Raw genomic sequence first — 24231 nt, 5'->3', positions numbered from 1 at the left:
GGAACATGAAAGCCTCCGCAGGGGACGATGTCGGGGATCAGTTGGGCCGGGCGATGCGAAATCCGCCGATCATCCGGTCGAAGAGGGCGTTGATGTACAGCCCGTTGGCCAGGTGGACGCGCAGGGCGGCCGTCGCCGGATGGTGCATCCACAGCGGGAACAGGGCCTGTGCGACCGCGATCAGCCCGAACGAGACCAGCACCAGCGCGATCAGAGCCCATTCCAACGCGCCAGGAACCGGCGGCAGCGGCAGAGACGACCCCCACAGCCTGTCCGCCAGAAGGTGAAAGCCGAAATATCCCGTGGCCGTCGCAAGCGAGGCCACCGCCGTGCGCTGCGTCAGCGCGCGTGGTGCGGCATCGGCCAGGCCCTGGGCCACCAGATAGGCCGTGCCGAAGATCAGGATCGCGCCAAGGGCCAGCGCCTGCGCCGACTTGGTCGCGCCGATCGCCCAGAAGACCAACGCGACGACCGCGTAGAGGACCAGCGCCATCCCGAAGGCGCGCGCCACCGCACCCGCGCCGGGCACCGCGACCGGTCCGGGCCGCCGGGCCGCCGCCACCGCCCGGACCGCCTGTCCCGACGCCAGGAAGGCATGGGCCTTGTACAGCGAATGGGCCACGACATGCAGCAGCGCAAGTGTCCACAGGCCCAGCCCGCATTGCAGCAGCAGGAACCCCATCTGGGCGACGGTGGACCAGGCCAGCGCCGTCTTGACCGCGCTTTGCGTCAGCATGACCATCGCGCCCAACAGCGCCGACAGGCCGCCCAGCAGGACCAGCGCCGCCATGGCGCCGGGGACCGCCTGTACCAGATCGGCGGTGCGGATCAGCAGCAGACCGCCGGCGTTGATGATCCCCGCGTGCAGCAGCGCCGAGACGGGGGTCGGCGCCTCCATCACCTCGGTCAGCCAGCCCTGCACGGGAAAGGCCGCCGTCTTGAGCAGCGCGACCAGGACCAGGGCGGCCACCGCGCCCTTCGCGGCCAGGGGCAGCGGGCCGGCCGTCGCGGCCGCATTGATCGATGCCAGATCGGTCGTGCCGAACGCCACCCAGGTCAGGACCACCGCCACGACCAGCACCGCATCGCCCGCGCACCACACCCAGGTGAACTTGGCCGCGGCGCGTCGTGCGGCCGGACGGTCCGGATAGAACAGCAGCAGGTCGCGCATCGCGATGCCGATGGCGCCAAGGCACAGCGCGATCAGGATCAGATCGCCCGCCATCGCCAGGACAAGCACGGCGGCCAACGCGACCAGGATGCCGCCCTGCGCCCGCGCGGCGCGTGCCTCGCCCACCAGATAGCTGCGGCAATAGCGCAGGACGATCCAGCCCACGAAGGCGACCAGCACGGAAATTGTCGCACCGACCGCGTCTAGCCCAAGGCGGATGCCCGGCGCCAGCGTCAGCGATTGCGGCCCGGTCAGCAGAAGCTGCACCGTGCCGATCAGCGCCAGCGCCAGGGCGGCAAGGCCCGCGGCCTCGGCCAGGCGGGGAACGGATCGGGTACGGGTCGGCACCGCGGCGGCAACAAGCATGAGGGGTCCGAAGAATGTTAGCGGCAGGATCATGGCGCGGGCTCCGATGGAAGGGTCCCTGTCGGATAGCTTCTGGCCATGCTTCTGAAAATTACATATTCTGCGGCAAAACGTTCTGTCAGGTAGAACAATGCTGAACCTTCATCACCTGCGCTTGTTCCGGGCCGTCGCGCTGGACGGCACGCTGACGGGCGCCGCGCGGCGGCTGAACCTGTCGCAATCGGCCCTGTCATCTCAGGTGCGCGTGCTGGAAGCGGCCCTGGGCCACGACCTGTTCGAACGGCGCGGCCGCGGCTTGGTCCTGACCGAGGCCGGCCGCATCGCGCTGGATCATGCCGAAGCGATCTTTCGGACCGCGGACGACCTGTCCGCCACCCTGCGCGAGACGGGGCGCGGTCGCCGCGCGCTGCGGATCGGGGCGCTTGCGACGCTGTCGCGGAATTTCCAGATGCAGTTCCTGCGCCCGCTGATCGGACGCCCGGATGTCGAGGTGGTGCTGCGGTCAGGGATGCAGGCCGAGCTGCTGCGCGGCTTGGAGGGCCTGTCGCTGGACGTGGTGCTGACGAACCACGCCCCGGCGCGCGATGCGGCCAGCCTGTGGCTGGTGCACCGGCTTGCCGACCAGCCCGTCGGCCTGATCGGACTGCCCCGCCTGGTGGGCAGCGGCCGGTCGCCGGACGAATTGCTGCGGTCGGAACCGCTGGTCCTGCCGGTGCCGGAAACCGCCCTGCGTGCCGATTTCGACGCGCTGATGGCCCGGTCGGGCATCGTGCCGCTGATCGCCGCCGAAGCGGACGACATGGCGATGCTGCGTCTTCTGGCGCGCGACGGTGCCGGTCTGGCCGTGATCCCGCCCATCGTCGTGCGGGACGAATTGCAGGCCGGCACCCTGATCGAGGCCGCGCAGCTGGGAGGCATCAGCGAGACGTTCTATGCCGTGACGCTGCAGCGCCGCTTTCCCAACCCGCTGCTGGCAGAGGTCCTGACCGGACAGGACGCGCCGGGGTCCTGAGGTGTCCAGCGACCGGGCCGGGGACGATCGGATGCAGCCATTTGGGCGGCAGGGTGTTATGCCTTGATGCGTTGCACCGGCGGGGCAGGGCCATCAGCCTGCATGACCGCCCTGTTCACCGCATGCGCTGCCGGACCGTTCAGCAGATCGGGCCGGAACAGAGAGAGGGAACGCCATGGACGAGGACCACCGGATCTCCCGGGCCGCCGCGCCTGCCAAATGCGGCGATGTCGCCGAGGAGTTGGCCTATCGCCTGCGCCAGCAGAAGCTGACGGCCGCCTTCGGGGAATACGCGCTGCGCGCCCGCGACGTGACCGATATGCTGCAGGAGGCGTCGCGCGTCTGCGCGCTTGGCCTGAACAGCCAGTTCTGCAAGGTGATGGAATACCTGCCTGCCGAGGGCCGCTTTCTGGTCAAGTCCGGCGTCGGCTGGAGGGACGGGGTCGTGGGGCATGCCCGCGTCGGTGCCGACGCGGAAAGCCCGACGGGCTATGCCTTCCAGACCGGAGAGCCGGTCATCTCGAACCACCTGTCCAAGGAAACGCGGTTCCGCACGCCCAGCCTGCTGGCGGAACACGGCATCCGGCGCGCGATCAACGTGCTGATCCAGGGCGACGGCGACCGGTACGGCGTTCTGGAGGTGGACAGCCCGAACGAGGGGTGGTTCAGCCCGGCCGACCTGGCCTTCCTGCAGGGTTTCGCCAACCTGATCGGGGTGGCGCTGGAACGGCACCGGGTCGAGGAGGCGCTGCGCGCCAGCGAAGCCCGGCTGCAGGACGCCCTGACCCATCAGGAGATCCTGACCCGAGAGATCAGCCACCGCGTCAAGAACAGCCTTGCGATGGTCGCGGGCCTGCTGGGCATGCAGCGTCACGCGATCTCGGACCCGGGGCTGGCGCGGGTTCTGGACGACGCCCAGGGGCGCGTCATGACCATCGCGCAGGTGCACGACCAACTGTGGCGCGCCAACGAGGTCCACATGGTCGACCTTGCCCCGTTCATGGGCGCGCTGTGCACCCAGCTGCGCGAGTCGGCCGCGCCGGGGCTGTCCCTGGAATGCGACTTTGCGCCGGTCAAGCTGGTCACCGACCAGGCGATCCCGTTGGCCCTGCTGGCGAACGAGCTGGTGACGAACGCGTTCAAATATGCCTATTCCAAGGCTGGTGGGTCCGTTCAGGTCACCATCCGCGTCATCGATCCGGGCCAGCTGCGGCTGACGGTCTGCGACCGGGGCCGGGGCCTGCCGGCCGGTTTCGACGCGGCCGAGGCCAGCAGCCTGGGCATGACGCTGATCGCGGGAATGGGGCGCCAGCTGCGCGGCCGGTCCGAATGGCGGGACGCGCAGCCGGGCACGTGCTATGTCCTGGACTTCGCCGCGCAGCAGGATGCCTAAGGGGGCTGGGGGCCGTGTCGGTGCAGCCGGTCATCGGTCACCCTGCGGGTGATCGGTCGGTCAGGTCCTGGGTCGGGGCGGCAGCACCATTGTCGCTTTGGAAGACGGGCACCTAGGCAGATAGTTGACCAGCGCCAGCACCGTCAAAAGCGGCAGATGCGACAGCACACGTGCGTGAACGGCAGTATCCCCCTAGACGCAGACAACGCTGGCGCCGACAAGCAGGCCGATTTGGTCGGCGTGGTCATGTCGTAATGGAATACCACGATAACGCTGAGGTCCAAGGCGTCTTGGCTGACCTTCTGCGCGGTGAACTGTAGGATGGGGAAGGATCAGGATCGCCGGTTCTGTGTCCTCGAAGCAGTCGACGAGCAGCAGCGCGCAGATGATCAACGGGGCCATAATCGCATCCTCGAAGATGGCGAGGATGTTCGGGGTCGCCGTCGCCGGGATCCCCGTGCCCGCCATCGCAAAGCTGCAGGCCGCATACGCCGGAAGCAACGTAATGGCTGCGGTCAACTTGACGGTCTTGTTCAGGACGCCGGGCAGGGCCTGGAGGGACACGTGACTTGTGTCACGGGGGTCTTTGTTGAATCAAAGTTCCACACTGATGCATCCTTAGTCGGTTCGACCGCAACTGCAGCCGAGAACAAAATCGTCCGGCGGCAGTCGCGCGCCTGTCTTAGGTCGTATGGACAGCGCGGCCGTGCTGTGCGTTGATCGGGAGGGCTGCCGCAAGGCGAGGGAGGGCCATGCGCGACATCGACCATGTCGACGAGATCGACCGCGTGCTGCAGGGACAAGCGACCGGGCGCGACAGCGTCGTGCAGGCCAGCTGGCGACGCTGCATCGAACGTTACGGCCTGGACCCGTCCAAGCCCTCTCCGGCGCATATCGTCACCGAGACGGAGCTGCGCAGCCATCGCGAACAGTCCGAACGCCTGATCGCCATCGCACGGTCGGGACTGGGCGCGCTGTTCCGGCAAGTGGCGGGGCAGAACTATGTCCTGCTGCTGGCCGATGCCAAGGGCGTGACGGTGGACTTCTTCGGCGACACGCGGTTCCAGGACGACCTGCGCGCGGCGGGCCTGTATCTGGGGTCGGACTGGTCCGAGCATCTGGCCGGGACCTGCGGCGTCGGGGCCTGCCTTTATACCGGAGAGGCGGTGACGATCCATCAAAGCGACCATTTCGACCTGCATCACACGCCGCTGTCCTGCACGGCGGCGCCGATCTTTGACACCTCGGGTCAGCTGGCGGCGGTGCTGGACGTGTCGCTGCTGCGGTCGCCCCAGCCCAAGGCCAGCCAGAACCTGGCGATGAACCTGGTGCGCACCTCGGCCCGGCGGGTCGAGATGGCGAACCTGATGGCGATGACGCGCAGCGATTGGGTGCTGCGCCTGTCCTCCAGCCCGGAATTCCTGGAGGTGGACCCCGAGGCCGCGATCGCGCTGGACGGGGCGGGGCGGATCATCGGCCTGACCCATGCGGCCCAAGCCGCGCTGTCGCCGGGAACCGCGCTGCTGGGCCAGCGGCTGGACCAGGTGACTGACCTGTCGGTGGACGACCTGCCCGACCTGATGCGCGGCCGCCCGACCGAGGATCGGGTGATCCGCCTGCGCGACGGCCGGGCGCTGTTCGGTCATGCCATCGCGCCCCAGGCCGCCCGCAAGCCGCGCGGCCAGCCGCTGCTGCCCGGCGGGCTGTCCAGCCTTGCCGGTCCCGACCCCGCGATGCAGGCGCTGCTGGAACGTGCCGCGCGCCTGGCGGACAGCGCGGTGCCGCTGCTGATCCGCGGCGAGACCGGCACAGGCAAGGAGCGGCTGGCCCGCGCCATCCACATGTGCCGAACGGATGCCGCGCCCTTTCACGTCTTCGACTGTGCGGGCTGCGGACAGGGGCATGCGCCGCTGCCCGCGGACGGGCAGGGCACGCTGTTCCTCAAGGGGGTCGAGGATCTGGATACGGCCGCGCAGGCGGTGCTGCTGCGGTCGCTGGCCGGGTGCAAGCTGCGCGTGATCGCCACGACGCGCTGCGATCTGGGCCAGCATGTGCGCGACGGGCGGTTCCGAGCGGACCTGTTCTTCCGCATCGCGGGGGCCGCGCTGGACCTGCCGCCGCTGCATCTGCGCCAGGATCTGGACTGGTTGCTGGACCGCCTGCTGCGCGCGGCATCCGCCGACGGGCTGCGGCTGTCGGCGCGGGCGCGGGCCGACCTCAAGGCGCGGCGCTGGCCCGGCAACCTGCGCGAGCTGGCGTCCACCCTTCAGGCCGCGGCCCTGCTGGCCGAGGGGCGGGTGATCGACAGCCACGATCTGCCGCCGCCGCTGCTGGAGGCCGCGGCATCCGCCGGGGTGCCGGAGGATGACCTGCAACAGGTGCTGGCGGCCTGCGGGGGGAACATGGCGCTGGCGGCACGCAGGCTGGGGGTCAACCGGTCCACGGTCCTGCGCCGGTTGCGCGCCCTGGGGTGATGTTGCGCGCGCGTTGCGCATGCAACGGTGTTGCACCGCGGCATGCGATTGCCGCGCCGCGGCGGTCGATTTTGCTGTGCGGGACCGGGTGACGGCCTGCACCCTCCGCTTCGGGAGACCGATTTGAGGGAGGAACCATCATGCTGGACACCACAGCCGAACAGCGCGCGCAGGCGGTGCTGGACGATCTGGGCCAGGCGCTGGAGTCGGGCGACATCGACCGCGCCAAGGCGCTGTTCGTAACCGATTGCCACTGGCGCGACCTGGTCAGCTTTACCTGGAACATCCGCACGCTGGAGGGGCCGGACCAGGTGGCAGACATGCTGCGGGCGCAACTGGGCCACATTGCCCCGACCGGCTGGCGGGTCGATCCCGCCGAGCCCGTCGGAGAGGAGGACGGCGTCGTCACCGCCTGGTTCACCTTCGAGACGAAGGTGGGCCGCGGCTATGGCCTGGTCCGCCTGCGCGACGGGCGCATCTGGACGCTGCTGACCGCCCTGCAGGAGCTGAAGGGCCATGAGGAGGCCAAGGGCCCGTCCCGCCCGATGGGCGCCAAGCACGGCGCCGGCAAGAACCGCCCCAGCTGGCGCGAGGAGCGCGAGGCCGAGGCGGCCGAGCTGGGATATTCGCGCCAGCCCCACACGCTGATCATCGGCGGCGGGCAAGGGGGCATCGCGCTTGGCGCGCGGCTGCGGCATCTGGGTGTGCCCGCGATCATCATCGACACCAACGACCGGCCCGGCGACAGCTGGCGGCGCCGCTACAAGTCGCTGTGCCTGCACGACCCGGTCTGGTACGACCATCTGCCCTATCTGAAGTTCCCCGACACCTGGCCCGTCTTTGCCCCCAAGGACAAGATCGGCGACTGGCTGGAGATGTACACGCGGGTGATGGAGCTGAACTACTGGACCCGCAGCACCTGCAGGTCGGCCCGCTATGACGAGGCCAGGGGCGAATGGACGGTCGTGGTGGACCGCGACGGGGAACAGGTCACCCTGCACCCGAAGGAGCTGGTCCTGGCCACCGGCATGTCGGGCAAGGCGAACGTCCCGAACTTTCCCGGCATGGACCGCTTCAAGGGCGAACAGCACCATTCGTCCAAGCATCCCGGCCCCGATGCCTATGCCGGCAAGAAGGTCGTCATCGTGGGGTCGAACAATTCTGCCCATGACATCGCCGCTGCGCTTTGGGAACATGACGCCGATGTCACGATGATCCAGCGATCCTCGACCCATATCGTGAAATCCGACAGCCTGATGGAGATCGGTCTGGGCGCGCTTTACTCCGAGGAGGCCGTCGCGGGCGGCATGACGACCGAAAAGGCCGACCTGATCTTTGCGTCGCTGCCCTACAGGATCATGCACCAGTGGCAGATCCCGCTGTACAACCAGATCCGCGAACGCGACGCCGATTTCTATGCGGGGCTGGAGAAGGCGGGGTTCAAGCTGGACTTCGGCGACGATGACAGCGGCCTGTTCATGAAATACCTGCGCCGCGGATCGGGATACTACATCGACGTGGGCGCCAGCCAGCTGATCATCGACGGCAAGATCAAGCTGGCCCACGGCCAATTGGTCGAGATCACCGAGAACGGCGTCCTGCTGGACACCGGAGAGGAGTTGCCCGCCGACCTGATCGTCTATGCGACCGGATACGGGTCGATGAACGGGTGGGCCGCAGACCTGATCGGGCAGGACGTGGCCGACAAGGTGGGCAAGGTCTGGGGCCTGGGCTCGGGCACCACCAAGGACCCCGGTCCCTGGGAGGGCGAACAGCGCAACATGTGGAAGCCGACCCAACAGCCCGGCCTGTGGTTCCATGGCGGAAACCTGCACCAGTCGCGGCATTACTCGCTGTATCTGGCGCTGCAGCTGAAGGCGCGGGCCGAGGGGATCGAGACCCCCGTCCACGGGCTGCAGCAGGTTCACCACCTGTCCTGACCGGCGCCGGCCCGGCACCCGGCCGGGCCGCCTTTTCCCAAGGAGAGACATCATGACCACCGACAACAGGGTGGCGCTGGTCACCGGCGCCGCCAGAGGGATCGGGCTGGCCATCGCACAGCGCCTGTCGCGCGACGGGCTGGCCGTGGCGCTGGCCGATCTGGACCAGGACGCGCTGGACCGTGCCGCAGCCACCATCGACGGCCCCGTGGCGACGATCCGATTGGATGTCACCGACCGCGCCGCCGTCATCGACGCCGTCGCCCGCACCGAGGCCGATCTGGGCGGATTCGACGTGATGATCAACAATGCGGGCATCGCGCAGGTCCAGCCCATCGCCGACATCACCGAGGCCGAGATGGACCGCATCCACGCCGTCAACGTCAAGGGTGTCCTGTGGGGCATCCAGGCCGCCGCCGCGCAGTTCAAGGCCAAGGGGCGGACGGGCAAGATCGTCTCGGCCGCCTCCATCGCGGCACACGAGGGCTATGCCATGCTGGGCGCCTATTGCGGGACCAAGTTCGCGGTCCGTGCCCTGACCCAGGTGGCGGCCAAGGAATTCGCGGCCCAGGGCATCACCGTGAACGCCTATTGCCCCGGCGTCGTGGGCACCGACATGTGGACCCAGATCGACGCCCGCTTTGCCGAAGTCACCGGCGCCAAGGTTGGCGAGACCTTCGACGCCTTCGTGGGCGGCATCGCCCTGGGCCGGTCGCAGACCGCCGAGGACGTGGCCCGCCTGGTATCCTATCTGGCCAGCCCCGACAGCGACTACATGACCGGTCAATGCGTCATCATGGACGGCGGCCTGGTCTATCGCTGATCCCCTTTCTCAACGGAGCATCCCATGAAAGCCCTGCGTTTCCACGCCGCCCGCGACCTGCGCATCGAGGAGATCGACGCCCCTGCCGACCCCGCCGCGGGTCAGGTCGTGATCCGCAACACCTTTTGCGGCATCTGCGGCACCGACCTGCACGAATACGCCTATGGCCCGATCTTCGTCCCGAAAGAGCCGCATGCCTTCACCGGCGCCCACGGCCCGCAGGTTCTGGGCCACGAATTCGGCGGCGTGGTCGAGGCCGTAGGTGCGGGCGTCACCCACGTCGCCCCCGGCGACCGCGTGTCCGTCCAGCCGCTGATCATGCCCCGGTCGGGCGATTACTATGCCGATCGTGGGCTGTTCCACCTGTCCGACCAGCTGGCCCTGGCGGGTCTGTCCTGGCATTCGGGCGGCATGGCGGAACGGGCGCTGCTGAACGACTACAACGTGGTCAGGATCCCCGACGATCTGCCCGACGAGGCCGTGGCCCTGATCGAGCCCACGGCCGTCGCGGTCTATGCCTGCGACCGGGGCGGGGTCTTTGCCGGGTCGTCCGTTCTGGTGACGGGGGCGGGGCCCATCGGTGTGCTGACGCTGATGGCCGCGCGGGCGGCGGGCGCCGTGCGGCTGTTCGTGTCCGATCCGAACGAGACGCGGCTGGCGCTGGTGCGCGACCTGCTGCCCGACGTGGTCACGCTGAACCCGACCAAGGCGTCGGTCGGCGACGCGGTCCGCGCGGCGACCGAGGGCGGCGTGGGCTGTGACGTGGCGATCGAATGCGTGGGCAACGAACATGCGCTGAAGGCCTGCCTGGACGCGGTGCGCAAGCAGGGGGTGGTCGTGCAGACCGGCCTGCATCCGCATGACAACCCGCTGGACTGGTTCGCGGTCACCTTCAAGGATGTCGACCTGCGGGGCAGCTGGGCCTATCCCAAGCATTACTGGCCGCGCGTGGCGGGCATGATCGCGTCCGGCGCGCTTCCCGCCGCCAAGGTGGTGACACGGCGGATCGGCCTGGACGAGGCGATCACCGAAGGGTTCGACCGGCTTCTGGACCCGGCCGGCACGCAGCTGAAGATCCTGATCGACCTGTCGCACTGACCTGACCCGGACGCGCTGTCGTCCATCCACGAGGCCCGCGCCCGCGGGCCTTGCCAACCGGCGCCAGGGGCGAGCCGCTGTCCAAGCGTATCGGTACATGATTGCTCAAGGACCTGCACGTCGCCCCAGGGCCACTGGTCACGCTGATCGAAGCGAACGTCACGGTCGGCTGGCTTCGCCGGACGAGTGGGTGCAGACCGCCGGCCTAGGCCAGGCCGGCGCGTCCCCGACCAAGTTCGATCCCGACGATCGTCAGGCCACGGATACGGCGGGTGCGGGCGTGAACGCGCTGACAAAGGCTGCGACGGCGGCGTCGCTGTCGCCTTGCGCGAACGCCTCCATCCCGATGGGCCCGTCATAGCCCATCCGCACCAGCGCGGACGCGATCGCAGCAAAGCCAATCTCTCCGGTGCCGGGTTCGAAGCGGCCCGGATTGTCGGCGACCTGGATCTCTCCGATCCAGGGCAGGCAGCGTTCGCACCAGCGGATCAGGTCGCCCTCTCCGATCTGGGTGTGATACAGATCCAGGTTGATGCGCAGCTGGGGCCGGTCGATGGACGAGACCAGCGCAAGCACGTCGCCCGTCGATGCGAACGGGCAGCCCGGATGGTCGCGCTGGTTCAGGTTCTCCAGCGTGAAGACGACACCCTCCCGTTCGGCCAGATCGCAGATGCGGTTCAACGTGTCGCGCGCCTGCAGCCACATCGCGCCGCTGACGACCTCGTGCCGGGACAGGGGGATGCCGTGATCGCCCAGGCCCGTCCCGTGCAGGTTCAGCCGCGCCACGCCAAGCCGCTTGCCGACCTCTATCGCCTCCCCGGCCGATGCCAGCAGCATCGCCGCCCCTTCGGCATCCGCAAGACGGCCGCGCAGATAGCCGTTCATGATGGTATAGCGCGCCCCGACCCCGGCCAGCTTGTCCAGGTCGTGGCTGTCCCAGTTCCACAGACCGACGCCCAGCCCCATTTCGGTCAGGCGTGCGGCGCGCCATTCGATGGGCCGGTCCGGCCACAGCATCTCGGCACAGGCAGCCAGCTGAAAGGGGCGGGGGCGCGGATCAACGCTGCGGGGGGCGGTCATCCGACCTGCTCCATTTCCGGGGCAGGGACGAAACGCCAGTTGCGGCGGGGCCCGGCCATGACATTCAGGTAATACAGTTCGAACCCGTGGGGGGCGCCGCAGGGATGGTGGCCGCGGGGGACCAGGACGACGTCATGGTCACGCACCGCCATCACCTCGTCCAGGCTGCCGTCGTCGGTATAGACCCGCTGCACCGCCCAGCCCTGGGCGGGCTTCAGGCGGTGGTAATAGGTCTCCTCCAGATAGGTGATGCGGGGGAAATCGTCCTCGTCGTGACGGTGGCTGGGATAGGACGACCAGTTGCCGGCGGGGGTGAAGACCTCGGTGACCAGCAGGCTGTCGCACCAGTCCTCGGCCTCCATGGCGATGTTGTTGATCCAGCGGGTGTTGCTGCCCTCGCCCCGCTGCGTCAGCGTGATGCCGTCCGGCCCGATCCGCCGTGCCGCGTGTCCGCCATGACCGGGCGCGGAACAGACCGCGATGACGCAGTCGGTCACCGCCTCGGCCGCCCAGTCCTGTCCGTTCGGAACGTAGAAGCAATGCGGCGGCGTCCTCTCGAAGACATCCATCCGGTCGCCCAGGACGCCCCAGTCCTGCCCCGCGGCCCGAACGGACGCGCGGCCCTCGACCATAACCACGATCACCTCGCGCGCCTGCGTCGCCTCCGCCACGCGCTCTCCGGCACGCAGACGGTGCAGGGCAAAGCCGACATAGCGCCACCCGGCGCTCTCCGGCGTGATGCGATGCACCTCGCCATGCGTCCCGAACGGCCGCCTCAACAGGTCCGCCATCTTTGCCTCCTTCTGCGTCCGCATCCGCTTCTTCTTTGTCCAAAAACCCCGGGGGAATCCCGGAACTTGATGGGGGCTGGCCCCCTCAGCCGCGCCCCGCGGCGCTGTCGCCCCGGTCCAGCCCGGCCTCCGCCGCTGCCGCCCGCAGCGCCCTCAGCCCCATCGCCTGATAGTGCAGCGGGTCGCGCTTGACGGGGTCTTGCTCAGCCTCGATCACCAGCCAGCCGTCGTAATTCGCCTCGGCCAGGATGCGCAGCAACGGCACGAAATCGATCGCCCCCTCGGGGTCGCCCGGCACGGTGAAGGCCCCCGCCATCACCGCCTGCAGAAAGGACAGCCCTTCCGACCGCACGCGATCGGTCACCGGGCGGCGGATGTTCTTGGCGTGGAAATGCGCGACGCGGGCGGCGTGACGGCGCAGCACCGCCTCGGGGTCGCCACCGCCGAAGGTGCAGTGGCCGGCATCGAACAAAAGATGCGTCGCGGGACCGGTCGCGGCCATGAAGGCGTCGATCTCCTCCGGGCTCTCGACCACGGTGCCCATGTGATGGTGATAGGCCAGCGTGACGCCCTCGCCGGCCAGATAGGCGGCAAAGGCCTCGATCCGTGCGCCGAACGCCGCCATCTCCTCGGCACTCAGCCGGGGGCGGTCGTTCACCGCGACATCGGCGCGTCCATGCACCGTGTTCGAGCATTCGCAGACGATGCAGACGCGGCAGCCGTTCGCCTTCAGCTTGGCCAGATGCGGCTGGACGGCGGCGATCTCGTCCTCGACCGAACGCGTCAGCAGTTCGGTCGAATACCACCCCGAGATGAAGCGCAGCCCGTATTCCGCCAGCAGTGATTTCAGCGCCTGCGGATCGTCGGGCCAGCGGTGACCGTTCTCGATCCCGTCAAAGCCGATCTCGGGGCCCGCCTGGCGCAGGATCTGCTCGGTCGGGATATGGGCGCCGATGGACGTGTCGTCGTCATTCGCCCAGGCAATGGGGTTGGTGCCATAGAGGATCATGGTCCTGCCTTCAGTTGATCGTGGCCTGATGCGCGATCTGTTCCAGATAGCGCGCATGGGCCTGTTTCAGCGTCTCCGTGCCCCCGACCGCCGGGACCGCCACGTCCCAGAACTGGCCTGCGCCCTCCAGCCCGTCGCCAGGGCCGGGCCGGGCGGTGGTCTCGATGACGATGACGGTAGGAATCTCGCGACCGCGCGCGGCCGCGATCTGATCCTGCAGATCGGCCAGATCGCGCGCCCTGACCGCATGGGCCCCCATGCTGGCCGCATGGGCGACATAGTCGATCTGCGGCTGCGCCTCGACCCGGCAATCGGCGTACAGGTTGTTGAACGCCGCCCCGCCCGTATGCGCCTGCAGGCGGTTGATGCAGCCATAGCCGCAGTTGTCGGTCAGGATCACCGTGAAGGGCACGCGCCGCATGACCGCCGTGGCCAGCTCGCTGTTGGCCATCATGTAGCTGCCGTCGCCGACGAAACACAGCACCTCGCGTGCGGGGCGGGCCAGCTTGAGGCCCATCGCCCCGGCGATCTCGTAGCCCATGCAGGAATAGCCGTATTCCATGTGATACCCGTGGCGGCTGGCCTGCCACAGCAGCTTCAGCGCGCCGGGCATGGTGCCGGCGGCGCACATGGCGATGCCGTCGGGCGCGGCCGCCTGCACGGCGCCGATCACCTGCGCGTCGGTCGGCAGCCCGTCGGCCGGCCTGCCGCAATGGGCATCGACCGCCGCCAGCCAGCCGGCACGCGCCTGCGGATCGGCGGCCTCAAAGCGTAGATCGCCCAGCTCGGAGGACAGCGCCTGCAGCGCCACGCGCGCATCGGCCACCAGGCCGACCCCGCCCTGCTTGGCCGCGTCATGGGCCGCGACATTGATCCCCAGCAGCCGCGCCTGCGGGAACAGGGTGCGCGAACCCGTGGTGAAATCCTGCAGGCGCGTGCCGACGGCGACGACCAGGTCCGCGGCGCGGAGGGCCGCATTCGCCGCGACCGAACCGTCGACCCCGGCGGCACCGAAATTCATCGGATGATCCTGCGCCAGGGCCGACTTGCCGGCCTGCGTCTCGACCACCGGGATGTTGAACCGGGTGGCAAAAGCGTCCAGCGCATACTCGGCGCCGGAATAGATCACGCCCCCGCCGCAGATCATCACCGGTGCCTTGGCCGCCCGGATCATCGCCGCCGCATCGGCAAGCTCGGCCCCGTCGGGCGCGGGGCGCCGGATGCGCCAGACGCGGGGCGCAAAGAACGCCTCGGGCCAGTCATGGCCCTCGGCCTGCACGTCCTGGCAGAAGGCCAGGCAGACCGGTCCGCAGTCGACCGGATCGGTCATCACCTGCAGCGCGCGGGGCAGGGCGGTCAGCAGGTGCTCGGGCCGGGTGATGCGATCGAAATAGCGCACGACCGGGCGAAAGCAGTCATTCGCACTGATCGTGCCGTCGCCGAAATCCTCGACCTGCTGCAGCACCGGGTCGGGGCGGCGCGAGGCATAGACGTCGCCCGGGATCAGCAGCAGCGGCAGGCGGTTCACATGCGCCAGGGCCGCGGCGGTCACCATGTTCGTGGCCCCCGGCCCGATCGAGGCCGTCACCGCCTGCGCCCGCCGACGGGCATGGCCCTTGGCAAAGGCGATGGCGGCATGGGCCATGGTCTGTTCGTTCTGGCCGCGCCAGGTCGGAAGATCGTCGCCGATCCCATGCAGCGCCTCGCCCAGGCCGGCCACGTTGCCATGCCCGAAGATCGCCCAGACACCGTCGATGAACCGCTCTCCGTCCTCGGTCATCTGCACCGAAAGCCAGCGCACCATCGCCTGCGCCGCCGTCAATCGAACCGTCTGCTGCATCCGCCCGCCCCTGCCTTCCATGTTGTCCAACGCCCCCGCGGCACCCACGCTCATGCCGCCACCTGCGCGGCGGCGCGGGCGTGGTCCCAGACCGTGCACAGCCGCCGATAGCGGGCGGCCATCTCTGTGACGGCCGCCGCGTCGTCGATGCGCCCCGCGAACCAGTCACGCGCCACCTGGCCAAAGATCGTCCGCCCGACCGCAAATCCGCGTACCAGGTCAAAGCCCGCCGCGATCCTGAAGCTTGCCGCCAGCTCGGCCTCGGGCGCGTCCAGGCCCAGAACCACGATGCCGCGGGTGTGGCGGTCATGCGCCTCGATGGCGTCGATGGCCTTGGCCCAGGCCGCATGGCTGGTCAGGGGTTCCAGCTTCCACCAGTCGGGATAGATACCCGCCGCATAGAATTGTGCGATCAGCGTCGCGGTCGTCGCGTCATCGACCGGACCGACCTTCGACGGAATGATCTCCAGCAGGAACTCCAGCCCGTTGCGACGCGCCGCGGCGTACAGCCGACCGACCGTCGCCTCCTGCTCGGCCCGCAGGGCGGCATCGTCATTGGGATGGCAGAAGCACAGCACCTTGACGACATTTTCGCGCGCCCATTCGCCCAGGCCCCCGCAATCCGGGCCCAGTTCCGGCTCCAGCGTCAGCGGGCGCGAGCCCGGCCATTCGGCGGGCCGCCCGATCCAGAGGCCGGTGCCCGAGGCCGCATGCAGCGCCGCGCGCCCGATGCGACCGTCGCACAGGATGCCATAGCCGCCTTGGCCGTCCTGCACCTGCAGCGCCGCGTCAAGGCACAGCCGCTTGAAGGCGCCGCCCCCGGCGGGGGTGTATCCGTCCATCTCCTCCAGCTGCATCCGGTGGTCGAAGGCAAACACGCGCATCGTGGACCAGTCGCCGCCCATCCGCCCCTGGCGGTTCGTGGCCCAGTGGATCTGTTCCAGTGCCGCGTCGTTCCGCAGATCAGGCCGCGTCACCCCGCGCTGAAGGAAAAATTGCAGCTCCTCCAGGCTGGGATAGGCGGGGGTGCAGCCGTGGCGGCTGACCGCGAAGGCGCCGCAGGCATTGGCGTATTCCAATGCGCGGGGCCAGCTTTCGCCGTCCAGCCATCCCTTCAGCAGGCCCGAAAAGAACCCGTCGCCCGCGCCCAGCACGTTGAAGACCTCGATCGGGAAGCCCGGTCCCGCCTCTCCGTCATCCAGACTGTCGGGGACCTCGCCGGTGAAGGCCACCGCCCCCTTGGCGCCGCGCTTGCAGACCAGCGTCGCGTCGGACACCGCGCGGACCGCGCGCAGCGCCGCAAGCGTGTCGGTTGTGCCGCCGGCGATGTGAAATTCCTCCTCGGTGCCGACGATCAGGTCGAACAGGTGCAGGGTCGCCGCCAGCTTGGCCGTCACGGCGGCGCTTTCGACAAAGCGGCTCTCGCCCTCGCCGTGCCCCGCCACGCCCCACAGGTTCGGGCGATAGTCGATGTCCAGCGCGGTCCTTGCGCCATGGGCCCGCGCTATGTCCAGCGCGCGCATCACCGCGGCCTCGGTCCTGGGGTTCGACAGGTGGGTTCCGGTCGCCAGCACGCAGCGGGCCTGGGCGATGAGGTCCTCGTCGATGTCATCCTCGGACAGCGCCATGTCGGCGCAGTTCTCGCGATAGAAGATCAGCGGAAAGCTGTCCTCGTCGCGGATGCCCAGGATCACCAGCGCGGTCAGCCGCGCGGGGTCGGTCGCCACGCCGCGCACATCGACCCCCTCGCGGACCAGCTGTTCGCGGATGAAACGGCCCATGTGCTCGTCGCCCACGCGCGTGATGACCGCCGACCGCAGCCCCAACCGCGCCGTCCCGCAGGCGATGTTGGTGGGCGAGCCGCCGATATATTTGGCAAAGGATCCCATGTCCTCCAGACGCCCGCCGATCTGCTGGCCATAGAGATCGACCGAGGAACGGCCGATGGTAATCACGTCAAGCGTCTTCATGCGCAGCCTCCAGCGTCACCGGGCGACCGTTGCTGGTCGCCATGGCGTGTATGATGCGTTCGATGGTCAGACCCGCCGCAAAGTCGGGCCCGCAGGGCGCGCCGCCGCCGATCGCGCGGATCAGGTCGCGGCATTCCACGACCTTCTGTTCGTTGAAGCCGAACCCATGGCCGGGCGCGGGGCAGAAGGCCGCGAAATCAGGCTGGTCCGGGCCGGTCAGATGGCGGGTGAAACCCGCGTCGCCCGCCCGGTGGACCCACAGCTCGTTCATGTTCTCCTGGTCGAAGACCAGCGTGCCGTTTGATCCGTGGATCTCCCATTGCAGGCGGCATTTGCGGCCCCGCGCCACGCGGGACGTGGCGAATGACCCCTGCGCGCCGCTGGCAAAGCGGATCAGCGCCAGGGCACTGTCCTCGTTCTCGACCGCGCGGGGGCCTTCGGGGGATGGACGCGTGGGCACGGCGATCTGGGTCATGGCGGTCAGCTCGGCCACGGGCCCCATCAGCGCGACCATGACGCTGACCAGATGGCAGCCCAGATCGCCAAGCGCGCCCAAGCCCCCGCCCTGATGCGTCATGCGCCAGGACCAGGGCAGGGTGGGGTCGGCCGAATAATCCTCGTCATAGACGCCGCGGAAGGCCAATGGCTGTCCGATCACCCCATCCGCCACCAACGCGCGCGCCGCCTGAAAGGCCGGGCTGCGCAGATAGTTGTAGCCCAGCAGCGTCACCTGACCCGGATGCGCGGCGGCCAGATCGGCCATGGCCTGCGCATCCGCCAGCGTCAGGGCCATGGGCTTTTCCAGCCAGACATGCTTGCCCGCGCGCAGTGCCGCTTCCGCCATCGCGCGGTGCAGACCGTTGGGCGTGGTGATGCTGACCACATCGACGCCCGGGTCGGCGACAGCGGCCTGCCAATCGGCCGTGGCGCGGGCAAAGCCCCAGGCCCGGGCCAGATCGTCGGGCGCCGCCGCATCGGCCAGAACCTGCAGCCGGGGGGGCGTACCACCGAAGGCGGTCGCCACGTTGCGCCAGGCCATCGCATGGCACTTGCCCATGAAGCCGGTGCCGATCAGGGCCACGCCAAGCGTCATCAGACCGTCCCCCCCAGGCTGCCTTCCAGCTTGGCGAGCTCCTGCCCGCCGGCCATCAGGTCCTGCAGTTCGGCGGCGTCGATCTGGCCCTTGTCGGCGGTCCCCAGGGTCTGGCCCCGGTTCAGCACCGTGAAGCGGTCGCCCACCGCCAGCGCGTGGCGCACGTTGTGGCTGATGAAGACCACGCCCACCCCCTGCGCCCTGACCCGCGCGATGGTCGCCAGCACGTTCGAGGTCTGGCGCACGCCAAGCGCGCTGGTCGGTTCGTCCAGGATCAGCACCTTGGCGCCGAAATGGACGGCCCGCGCGATGGCGACCGTCTGGCGTTCCCCGCCCGACAGGGTGCCCACCGCCTGATCGGGCGCACGCAGGTTGATGCCCATCTGGCGCATCTTCTCCATGGTGATGCGGTTCGCGGTCTCCAGGTCGAACCGCTTGATGAAGCGGCCCTTCGTGGGTTCGCGGCCCATGAAGAAGTTGCGCGTGACGCTCATCAGCGGGATCATGGCCAGGTCCTGGAAGACGGTGGCGATGCCCGCCTCCATCGCGTCGCGGGGGCTGTCGAACTGCATCGGACGGCCTTCGAAGGTGATCGTGCCCTCGGTCGGCTTGTGGACGCCCGACATGGTCTTGATGAAGGTCGATTTCCCCGCGCCGTTGTCGCCCAGAAGGCAGTGGCATTCGCCGGGCCGCACGTCGAAGGTGACGCCGTTCAGGGCGATCACGTTGCCGAAGCGCTTCTTGATGCCCTGCATGTGGATGATCGGATCGGACATCAGCGTTCCCCCGTCACGCGCTTGCGGATGGCGTTGTTGAAGACGACGGCCAACAGCAGCATCGCCCCCAGGAAGACCTGGAACCAGTCCTGGTCGAACCCGGTATAGGTCAGCCCGATGGTGACCATGCCGAAGATGATCGCCCCGAAGAACGCCCCGATGGCAGAGCCGTAGCCCCCCGTCAGCAGGCAGCCCCCGATGACGGCGGCGATGATCGCCTCGAATTCCTTCATGAAGCCGCGGCGCGCGTCGGTCGATCCGGTGTCGATCACGGTGATGATGGCGACCAGCGTCGCGGCCAGGGCGGTCAGGATGAACAGCGTGATCTTGACGCGGCGCACCGGCACGCCGGAATTGGAGGCCGCGGTCTTGTCACCGCCGGTGGCGAAGATCCAGTTCCCCGCCGCCGTGCGCAGCAGCACGAAGGTCGCCAGCCCCGCCACGCCCAGGAACCACAGGATCTCGACCGGGATGCCGGGGACCGAAGGCACGCCGTTGTTCAGCGTCGCGATGATCCCCCGATCGCCCAGCCAGCGGAACAGGCCCGGAAAGGCGTCGCCCGAGAAGATCGGCGTCAGCCAGTCGCCCGCCACCGCCTCGCGCACGCCACGCAGCTGGGTCGAGCCGTTGGTGAAGAGCTTCAGTCCCACCAGCGACGCGCCGCGCAGGATGAACAGGAAGGCCAGCGTCACGATGAAGCTGGGCAGCCCGGTGCGCAGAACGATGGCCCCGTTCACCGCGCCGGTCGCGGCCGCGAAGGCTATCGTCAGCGGGATCGCAAGGATCAGCGGCAGGCCCAGATTGACGACCAGCACGCCGAAGATCATCCCCGCGAAGGCAACCATCGAGCCGATCGACAGGTCGAATTCGCCCCCGATCATCAGCAGTGCGGCGGCGATGCCAAGGATGCCCAGCTGGGCCGCGGGCGTCAGGAAGTTCATGATGCCCGCCAGCGTGAACATCGACGGGCTGGCGGTGGTCAGAAAGAAGATCGTCACCAGGATCAGGCCGCCGATGGCCCCCAGTTCGGGGCGCTTCATCAGGCGCGTCATCATGGATTCCGTGGCGATCCGTTCGTCTTGCGATGCGATCTCGGTCATCGGGGGTCCCCCTGCTGGCAAAGCGGGGCGGGCGCGGATGGCGCGCCCGCCGATAGGCTTAGCGGATGCCCTGGGCGGACAGCTCGATCACCTGGGCGGCGCTGTCCTGGGTCACCAGGTTCGGCCCCGAGGGCACGTCACCGCCCGGCATCAGGCCGTACTGGGCATTCAGCGCCAGGAAGGCGACCGGCAGATACCCCTGCAGGAACTGCTGCTGGTCGATGGCGAAGGCGGCCTTGCCGTCGGCCACCGCCTGCAGGAAGCCCGCCGACAGATCGAAGCTGGCGATCATCACGTCGTCACGGCCAAGCGCCTCGGCGGCGGCGACGGCGGGCTCTCCGACCAGGCTGGCGCCCAGGCCCAGGACCGTGTCGACCTCGGGGTCGGATTCCAGCGCGGCGCGGACCTTGGACTGCACCTCGGTCGGGTCGTTGGCCGTGGGCACGACCGTCACCGGATGGCCGAAGCCCTCGGCAAAGCCGTCGCAGCGCTGGTCCAGACTGACGTTGCCGACCTCTTGGTTGACACAGATGCCCTTGGTCCCGCCCATTTCGGCCAGCCGCTGCCCCGCGGCCACGCCGGCGTCGTATTCCGACTGTCCCACATGCAGCAGCGCGCCCAGATCGGCCGCCACGTCCGAGCCGGAGTTCATCGAGATTACCGGGATGCCCGCCTCGACCGCGCGCTGGATCGAGGGCCCAAGCGCATCGGCATCGGGGATCGACACGACCAGCCCGTCGGGCTGCTGGTTCACGGCGGCATCGATCAGCTGGCCCATGGCGACCATGTCAAAGACCTCGGGCGACCGGAAATCGACCGTCGCGCCGGTATGTTCGCCCGCCTTGGCGGCACCGTTCTTGACGACCGACCAGAAGGGGTCGTTGGCCTGGCCATGGGCCACCACGATGATGTTCTGCGCCATCGCGGGCGCGGCAAGGGCCAGCAGCGCCGCCACGGCGGCCGAGGCTGTCAGTTTGGTCATGTCTTTCCTCCCTGTTGATCATTCGAAGGGACGCAGGCGACCCCCCGTCATTCCCGGCATCTCCCCTGCCGGATCGCTTGAAGGCCCGTCACGCCGTCCTCGCGGCCGCGGCGGGCCCGGAACTGTCAGCCCTGAAGGGGGACGGTCTCTCCGGTCCGGGCGGCGCGGGTGGCAGCCTCGGCCAGGGCCAGCGCGGCGATGCCGTCGGCAAGCGTCACCGACTGCGGCCGCCCGTCCAGGACGGCGCCGACGAAGGCGTCCCATTCCGCGGCATAGGCGGGCATGTAGCGTTCCAGGAAGAAATAGGTGGGCTTTCCCGACACCACCCCGTCCACCGTCGAACGGACGACCGTGTTCTCCAGCATGTTCCCGGCCTGCAGCAGACCCGTCGAGCCCAGCAGTTCGACCCGCTGGTCGTATCCATAGACGGCCCGGCGGCTGTTCTTGATGACCGCGATGCGCCCGTCGCCATAGCGCAGCGTCACGACTGCGGTGTCCACGTCGCCCGCCGCGCCGATGCGGGGGTCGACGATGCTGCTGCCCACCGCGCTGACGGACACGGGCGCATCGCCCATCAGGAAATTGGCCATGTCGAAGTCATGGATCATCATGTCGCGGAACAGCCCGCCGGACACCTTGATGTAATCGACCGGCGGCGGCGCCGGATCGAAGGAGGTGATCGACAGCAGTTCCGGCTTGCCGATATCGCCCTTCAGCAGCGACGCCTTGAGCGCCGCGAAATTCGGGTCAAATCGGCGGTTGAAACCGATCATCACGGTTGCCGCCCGGTCCGCCACGGCCTCCAGACAGCGCTGTGCCCGGTCCAGCGACAGATCCACGGGCTTTTCGCACAGCACGGCCTTGCCCGACCGGGCCGCAGCCTCGATCAAATCCGAATGCGTGTCGGTCGAGGTCGCGATCAGCACGGCGTCGATCCCGGGATCGTTCAGGATCGCGTCGGAGCTGCGGGCCTCGGCGCCATGCGCGGCGGCAAGGGTGCTGGCGGCCTCTGCGTGGATGTCCGACACCGCCACCAGGGTGGAGCGGGTATGGCCCGCGATGTTCACCGCGTGAACCTGTCCGATCCTGCCGGCACCCAGCAAACCCACCTTCAGCATCCGAATCCCCCCATCGCGTTCGCGGCCTCTCCCTGCCGCTGCGTCATCATGGGTACACTGATTGCACGCGCGTGCAAGCATTTTTTGCACGCGCGTGCTTTTCTTGCTGTGGTAGCCTTTTGGCTGCCGTATAGCTATCGACAGGACAGGCCACCGATCATGACAGGAGCCAGCCATGAGCAAGCCCGACCGGTTCGACAGTGTGACCGCGGACGATGTCGCGATCGCCGCCGGCGTGTCGCGCTGGACGGTCAACCGCGCCTTCAAGAAGGACGCCTCGATCTCGGCCAAAAGCCGAGAGAAAGTGATGTCCGCCGCGCAGGCGCTTGGCTATATCCCCGATCTCAGCGCGTCGGCCCTGGCATCGACGCGGTCGAACCTTGTGGCGCTGCTGGTCGATGACTTTGCCAACCCGCACAAGCTGGTGATGATGGATTGCCTGACCCGGGCGCTGCGGGGACGGGGCCTGGACACGCTGCTGGTCAACACGCTTGACCGCGAGGACACGACCCCGGCGCTGATCAATGCCAGCCAGCGGCGGGTGGACGCCACGATCCTGATTGGCATCCAGTTCGACGACGACGTGCTGGCAGCGGCCCATCGGGCGCATCGCTTCAAGAAGCTGATCATCTTTGCCCGGACCTCCCGCAACCCCGACACGATCTCCATTGCCGTGGACGACGAGATCGCGACCAAGGAGATTGCGCATTACGTGATTGCCAAGGGATATCGCCGCCCGCTGTATGTCGCCGGACCCAATACGGCGTCGGCGCATCTGTTGCGCAAGGAGACCTTCGCCCTGGTCTGGCAGGACCGGTTCGGCCACGTCCCCGAGACGGTTTCGGTGCCGCGCTATGATCCCATCCTGTCGGCCGAGATCGCGTTCCGGACATTGCACGGCCGCAAGGGCGCCGATCTGCCCGACGTGATCGTCTGCGAGAACGATGCCCTGGCCTTGGGTGCCATCGACACGATCCGCTACAGGCTGGGACTGCGCGTTCCCCAGGACATCGCGGTCGTCGGCTTCGACGACGTACCGCAGGCCGCCAGCCCGCACTATCAGTTGACCACATACCGTCAGCCGCTTGCCGAGATGGCCGGTTACCTTGTCGACGTCCTGGAAAGCGCGGATTCAAGGAACCTGGACCGCAAGTTCACCGGCGAATTGGTCATCCGGCACAGCGCCTGAGATGGCATGAAGGCAGGCATGATTGGGTGACGGTCGATTTGGTCCTGATGCCATGCGCCGATGATCGGCACAGATGATCGTGAAGGACAGCTTTGATCCGCAGACGTCCCTGCTGACCGGACTTGCCATACCGTTCTAACAGTTACGACAGTTCGTTCAAGGCGCGCCGAAAACGTGGATGCTGGCGACGGCGACCTGGTACGTCAGGCTGGTCTTGCCACCGGGGAAAGGATGCCTAAGAGCATGATTTCTGCGTATTAGGGCAGGGGGCCGGGTATCCGACCAATCTAACGGCTGCCGGATGATAATCGCACCTGGTCTTCACGTCGAGGCAATCCTTTCGCCGCTGGCTCGCTTGAACAAAAAGATCAGTCCTATCGCGGTACGAATGACACGGGCAGATGCAGCGCCTGGATCGACATGGATTAAGAACCGTGCAGCCAGCTTGGCCCAGTTGCCGTGTCCATCTTCGACCTTCGCTGTGCGGGGGTGCACCGCCCGAGCAGCCTCTGCCGTGCCGTCCAGTGCCGACCGTAGACCCCAGGTATGGGACAGGGCGTAGTTGGTTCGACGCTATCGCTCAGCGTCGCTTGGCCCAGTTGCCCGGCATCATGCGTCAGGATCCGTTTGCGTCGATCGCGTGGGAACAGCCGGATGCTGAAAGGCGCCTCCAACAGACGGATCTGCTGTCTGACGGTCGGGGGATCATGCCCAGCTCAGTCGCCGCAGCGCCGACCGAACCCTGTGGAGCTCCTGTCTCGAAGCACTCAATGGTCTTGATATTGACGTCACGCTTGATGCACGGACATTCCGCGAAACTGCCTAGGCTGTCCGGTCGCTACCAGGACAGCCGAACTATCATGTTGTCACCAAGTTAAAATGTCGCGTGTTCCGCCATTTAGAAATGTCGCTTGCCGTGCAGCGAGGCGGCGAGGCGGCGAGCCGGGCCCGGCCCGCTCTCTCCATCAAGGGCCGTAGGGACGGGGCCGGCGACTTTGGACTTTGA

General features: G+C 68.2%; 19 protein-coding genes. 7 read left to right on the top strand and 12 right to left on the bottom strand.

The window, feature by feature from the left end; translation table 11 throughout:
* Positions 1 to 37: 37 nt before the first annotated feature.
* Positions 38 to 1537, bottom strand: coding sequence for a proton-conducting transporter transmembrane domain-containing protein (locus FHD67_RS04145; protein WP_246071220.1), 1500 nt, complete (start codon positions 1535 to 1537; stop codon positions 38 to 40).
* A gap of 130 nt (positions 1538 to 1667) precedes the next feature.
* On the opposite strand from FHD67_RS04145, the gene FHD67_RS04140 reads away from it, so the two are divergent.
* A complete protein-coding gene (locus FHD67_RS04140; RefSeq protein WP_139597919.1) occupies positions 1668 to 2549 on the top strand; it encodes a LysR family transcriptional regulator in 882 nt (293 codons plus the stop codon).
* A 175-nt stretch (positions 2550 to 2724) separates the two neighbouring features.
* On the top strand, positions 2725 to 3942 hold the full coding sequence (locus FHD67_RS04135; RefSeq protein WP_139597918.1) for a sensor histidine kinase: 1218 nt from the start codon (positions 2725 to 2727) through the stop codon (positions 3940 to 3942).
* Between the two features lie 192 nt (positions 3943 to 4134).
* Here FHD67_RS04135 and FHD67_RS04130 read toward each other — a convergent pair whose 3' ends face one another.
* Positions 4135 to 4461 (bottom strand): hypothetical protein, encoded by a 327-nt coding sequence (locus tag FHD67_RS04130; protein ID WP_176695050.1) that lies wholly within the window; start codon positions 4459 to 4461, stop codon positions 4135 to 4137.
* Between the two features lie 233 nt (positions 4462 to 4694).
* Here FHD67_RS04130 and FHD67_RS04125 point away from each other — a divergent pair, with 233 nt between their 5' ends.
* From FHD67_RS04125 to FHD67_RS04110, 4 genes are all read left to right on the top strand, one after another.
* Positions 4695 to 6416 carry a sigma-54-dependent Fis family transcriptional regulator gene (locus FHD67_RS04125; RefSeq protein ID WP_139597916.1) on the top strand — a complete coding sequence of 574 codons (1722 nt, stop codon included), beginning with the start codon at positions 4695 to 4697 and terminating at the stop codon, positions 6414 to 6416.
* Between the two features lie 140 nt (positions 6417 to 6556).
* Positions 6557 to 8356 carry an NAD(P)/FAD-dependent oxidoreductase gene (locus tag FHD67_RS04120; RefSeq protein WP_046001558.1) on the top strand — a complete coding sequence of 600 codons (1800 nt, stop codon included), beginning with the start codon at positions 6557 to 6559 and terminating at the stop codon, positions 8354 to 8356.
* 52 nt (positions 8357 to 8408) lie between these two features.
* A complete protein-coding gene (locus tag FHD67_RS04115) occupies positions 8409 to 9179 on the top strand; it encodes an acetoin reductase (protein ID WP_046001559.1) in 771 nt (256 codons plus the stop codon).
* Positions 9180 to 9203: 24 nt separating this feature from the next.
* On the top strand, positions 9204 to 10277 hold the full coding sequence (locus FHD67_RS04110; protein ID WP_139597915.1) for a 2,3-butanediol dehydrogenase: 1074 nt from the start codon (positions 9204 to 9206) through the stop codon (positions 10275 to 10277).
* 252 nt (positions 10278 to 10529) lie between these two features.
* On the opposite strand, the gene FHD67_RS04105 is transcribed toward FHD67_RS04110, so the two are convergent.
* The 10 genes from FHD67_RS04105 to iolG form a co-directional block, all read right to left on the bottom strand.
* Positions 10530 to 11357, bottom strand: a complete 828-nt coding sequence (locus FHD67_RS04105) for a TIM barrel protein (RefSeq protein WP_139597914.1) — start codon at positions 11355 to 11357, stop codon at positions 10530 to 10532.
* Positions 11354 to 12148: a 5-deoxy-glucuronate isomerase gene (gene iolB / locus FHD67_RS04100; protein WP_139597913.1), complete on the bottom strand. Its 795-nt coding sequence runs from the start codon at positions 12146 to 12148 to the stop codon at positions 11354 to 11356. The genes FHD67_RS04105 and iolB overlap by 4 nt, the downstream gene beginning before the upstream one ends.
* A gap of 85 nt (positions 12149 to 12233) precedes the next feature.
* Complete coding sequence (gene iolE, locus FHD67_RS04095) at positions 12234 to 13157, bottom strand: myo-inosose-2 dehydratase (protein ID WP_139597912.1); 924 nt, start codon at positions 13155 to 13157, stop codon at positions 12234 to 12236.
* A 10-nt stretch (positions 13158 to 13167) separates the two neighbouring features.
* Positions 13168 to 14997 (bottom strand): 3D-(3,5/4)-trihydroxycyclohexane-1,2-dione acylhydrolase (decyclizing), encoded by a 1830-nt coding sequence (gene iolD / locus FHD67_RS04090; RefSeq protein ID WP_139598027.1) that lies wholly within the window; start codon positions 14995 to 14997, stop codon positions 13168 to 13170.
* Between the two features lie 50 nt (positions 14998 to 15047).
* Positions 15048 to 16967, bottom strand: coding sequence for a bifunctional 5-dehydro-2-deoxygluconokinase/5-dehydro-2-deoxyphosphogluconate aldolase (locus FHD67_RS04085; protein ID WP_046001564.1), 1920 nt, complete (start codon positions 16965 to 16967; stop codon positions 15048 to 15050).
* Positions 16954 to 18060 (bottom strand): Gfo/Idh/MocA family protein, encoded by a 1107-nt coding sequence (locus FHD67_RS04080; RefSeq protein WP_139597911.1) that lies wholly within the window; start codon positions 18058 to 18060, stop codon positions 16954 to 16956. Before FHD67_RS04080 ends, FHD67_RS04085 begins: the two co-directional genes overlap by 14 nt.
* A complete protein-coding gene (locus FHD67_RS04075) occupies positions 18060 to 18836 on the bottom strand; it encodes an ATP-binding cassette domain-containing protein (RefSeq protein ID WP_139597910.1) in 777 nt (258 codons plus the stop codon). The genes FHD67_RS04080 and FHD67_RS04075 overlap by 1 nt, the downstream gene beginning before the upstream one ends.
* Entirely contained in the window at positions 18836 to 19936 is a 1101-nt protein-coding gene (locus FHD67_RS04070; RefSeq protein WP_139597909.1) for an ABC transporter permease, read from the bottom strand. Before FHD67_RS04070 ends, FHD67_RS04075 begins: the two co-directional genes overlap by 1 nt.
* A gap of 58 nt (positions 19937 to 19994) precedes the next feature.
* Positions 19995 to 20918: a sugar ABC transporter substrate-binding protein gene (locus FHD67_RS04065; RefSeq protein WP_139597908.1), complete on the bottom strand. Its 924-nt coding sequence runs from the start codon at positions 20916 to 20918 to the stop codon at positions 19995 to 19997.
* Positions 20919 to 21043: 125 nt separating this feature from the next.
* Positions 21044 to 22036 carry an inositol 2-dehydrogenase gene (iolG, locus tag FHD67_RS04060; RefSeq protein ID WP_139597907.1) on the bottom strand — a complete coding sequence of 331 codons (993 nt, stop codon included), beginning with the start codon at positions 22034 to 22036 and terminating at the stop codon, positions 21044 to 21046.
* Positions 22037 to 22211: 175 nt separating this feature from the next.
* On the opposite strand from iolG, the gene FHD67_RS04055 reads away from it, so the two are divergent.
* Positions 22212 to 23225 (top strand): LacI family DNA-binding transcriptional regulator, encoded by a 1014-nt coding sequence (locus FHD67_RS04055; protein WP_046001570.1) that lies wholly within the window; start codon positions 22212 to 22214, stop codon positions 23223 to 23225.
* Positions 23226 to 24231 lie beyond the last annotated feature (1006 nt).

This window comes from Paracoccus haeundaensis, from assembly GCF_006239215.1.
GTDB lineage: Bacteria > Pseudomonadota > Alphaproteobacteria > Rhodobacterales > Rhodobacteraceae > Paracoccus > Paracoccus marcusii.
Note: the sequence above shows the minus strand (reverse complement) of the source record. Positions and strands in the feature narration are given on the sequence as shown.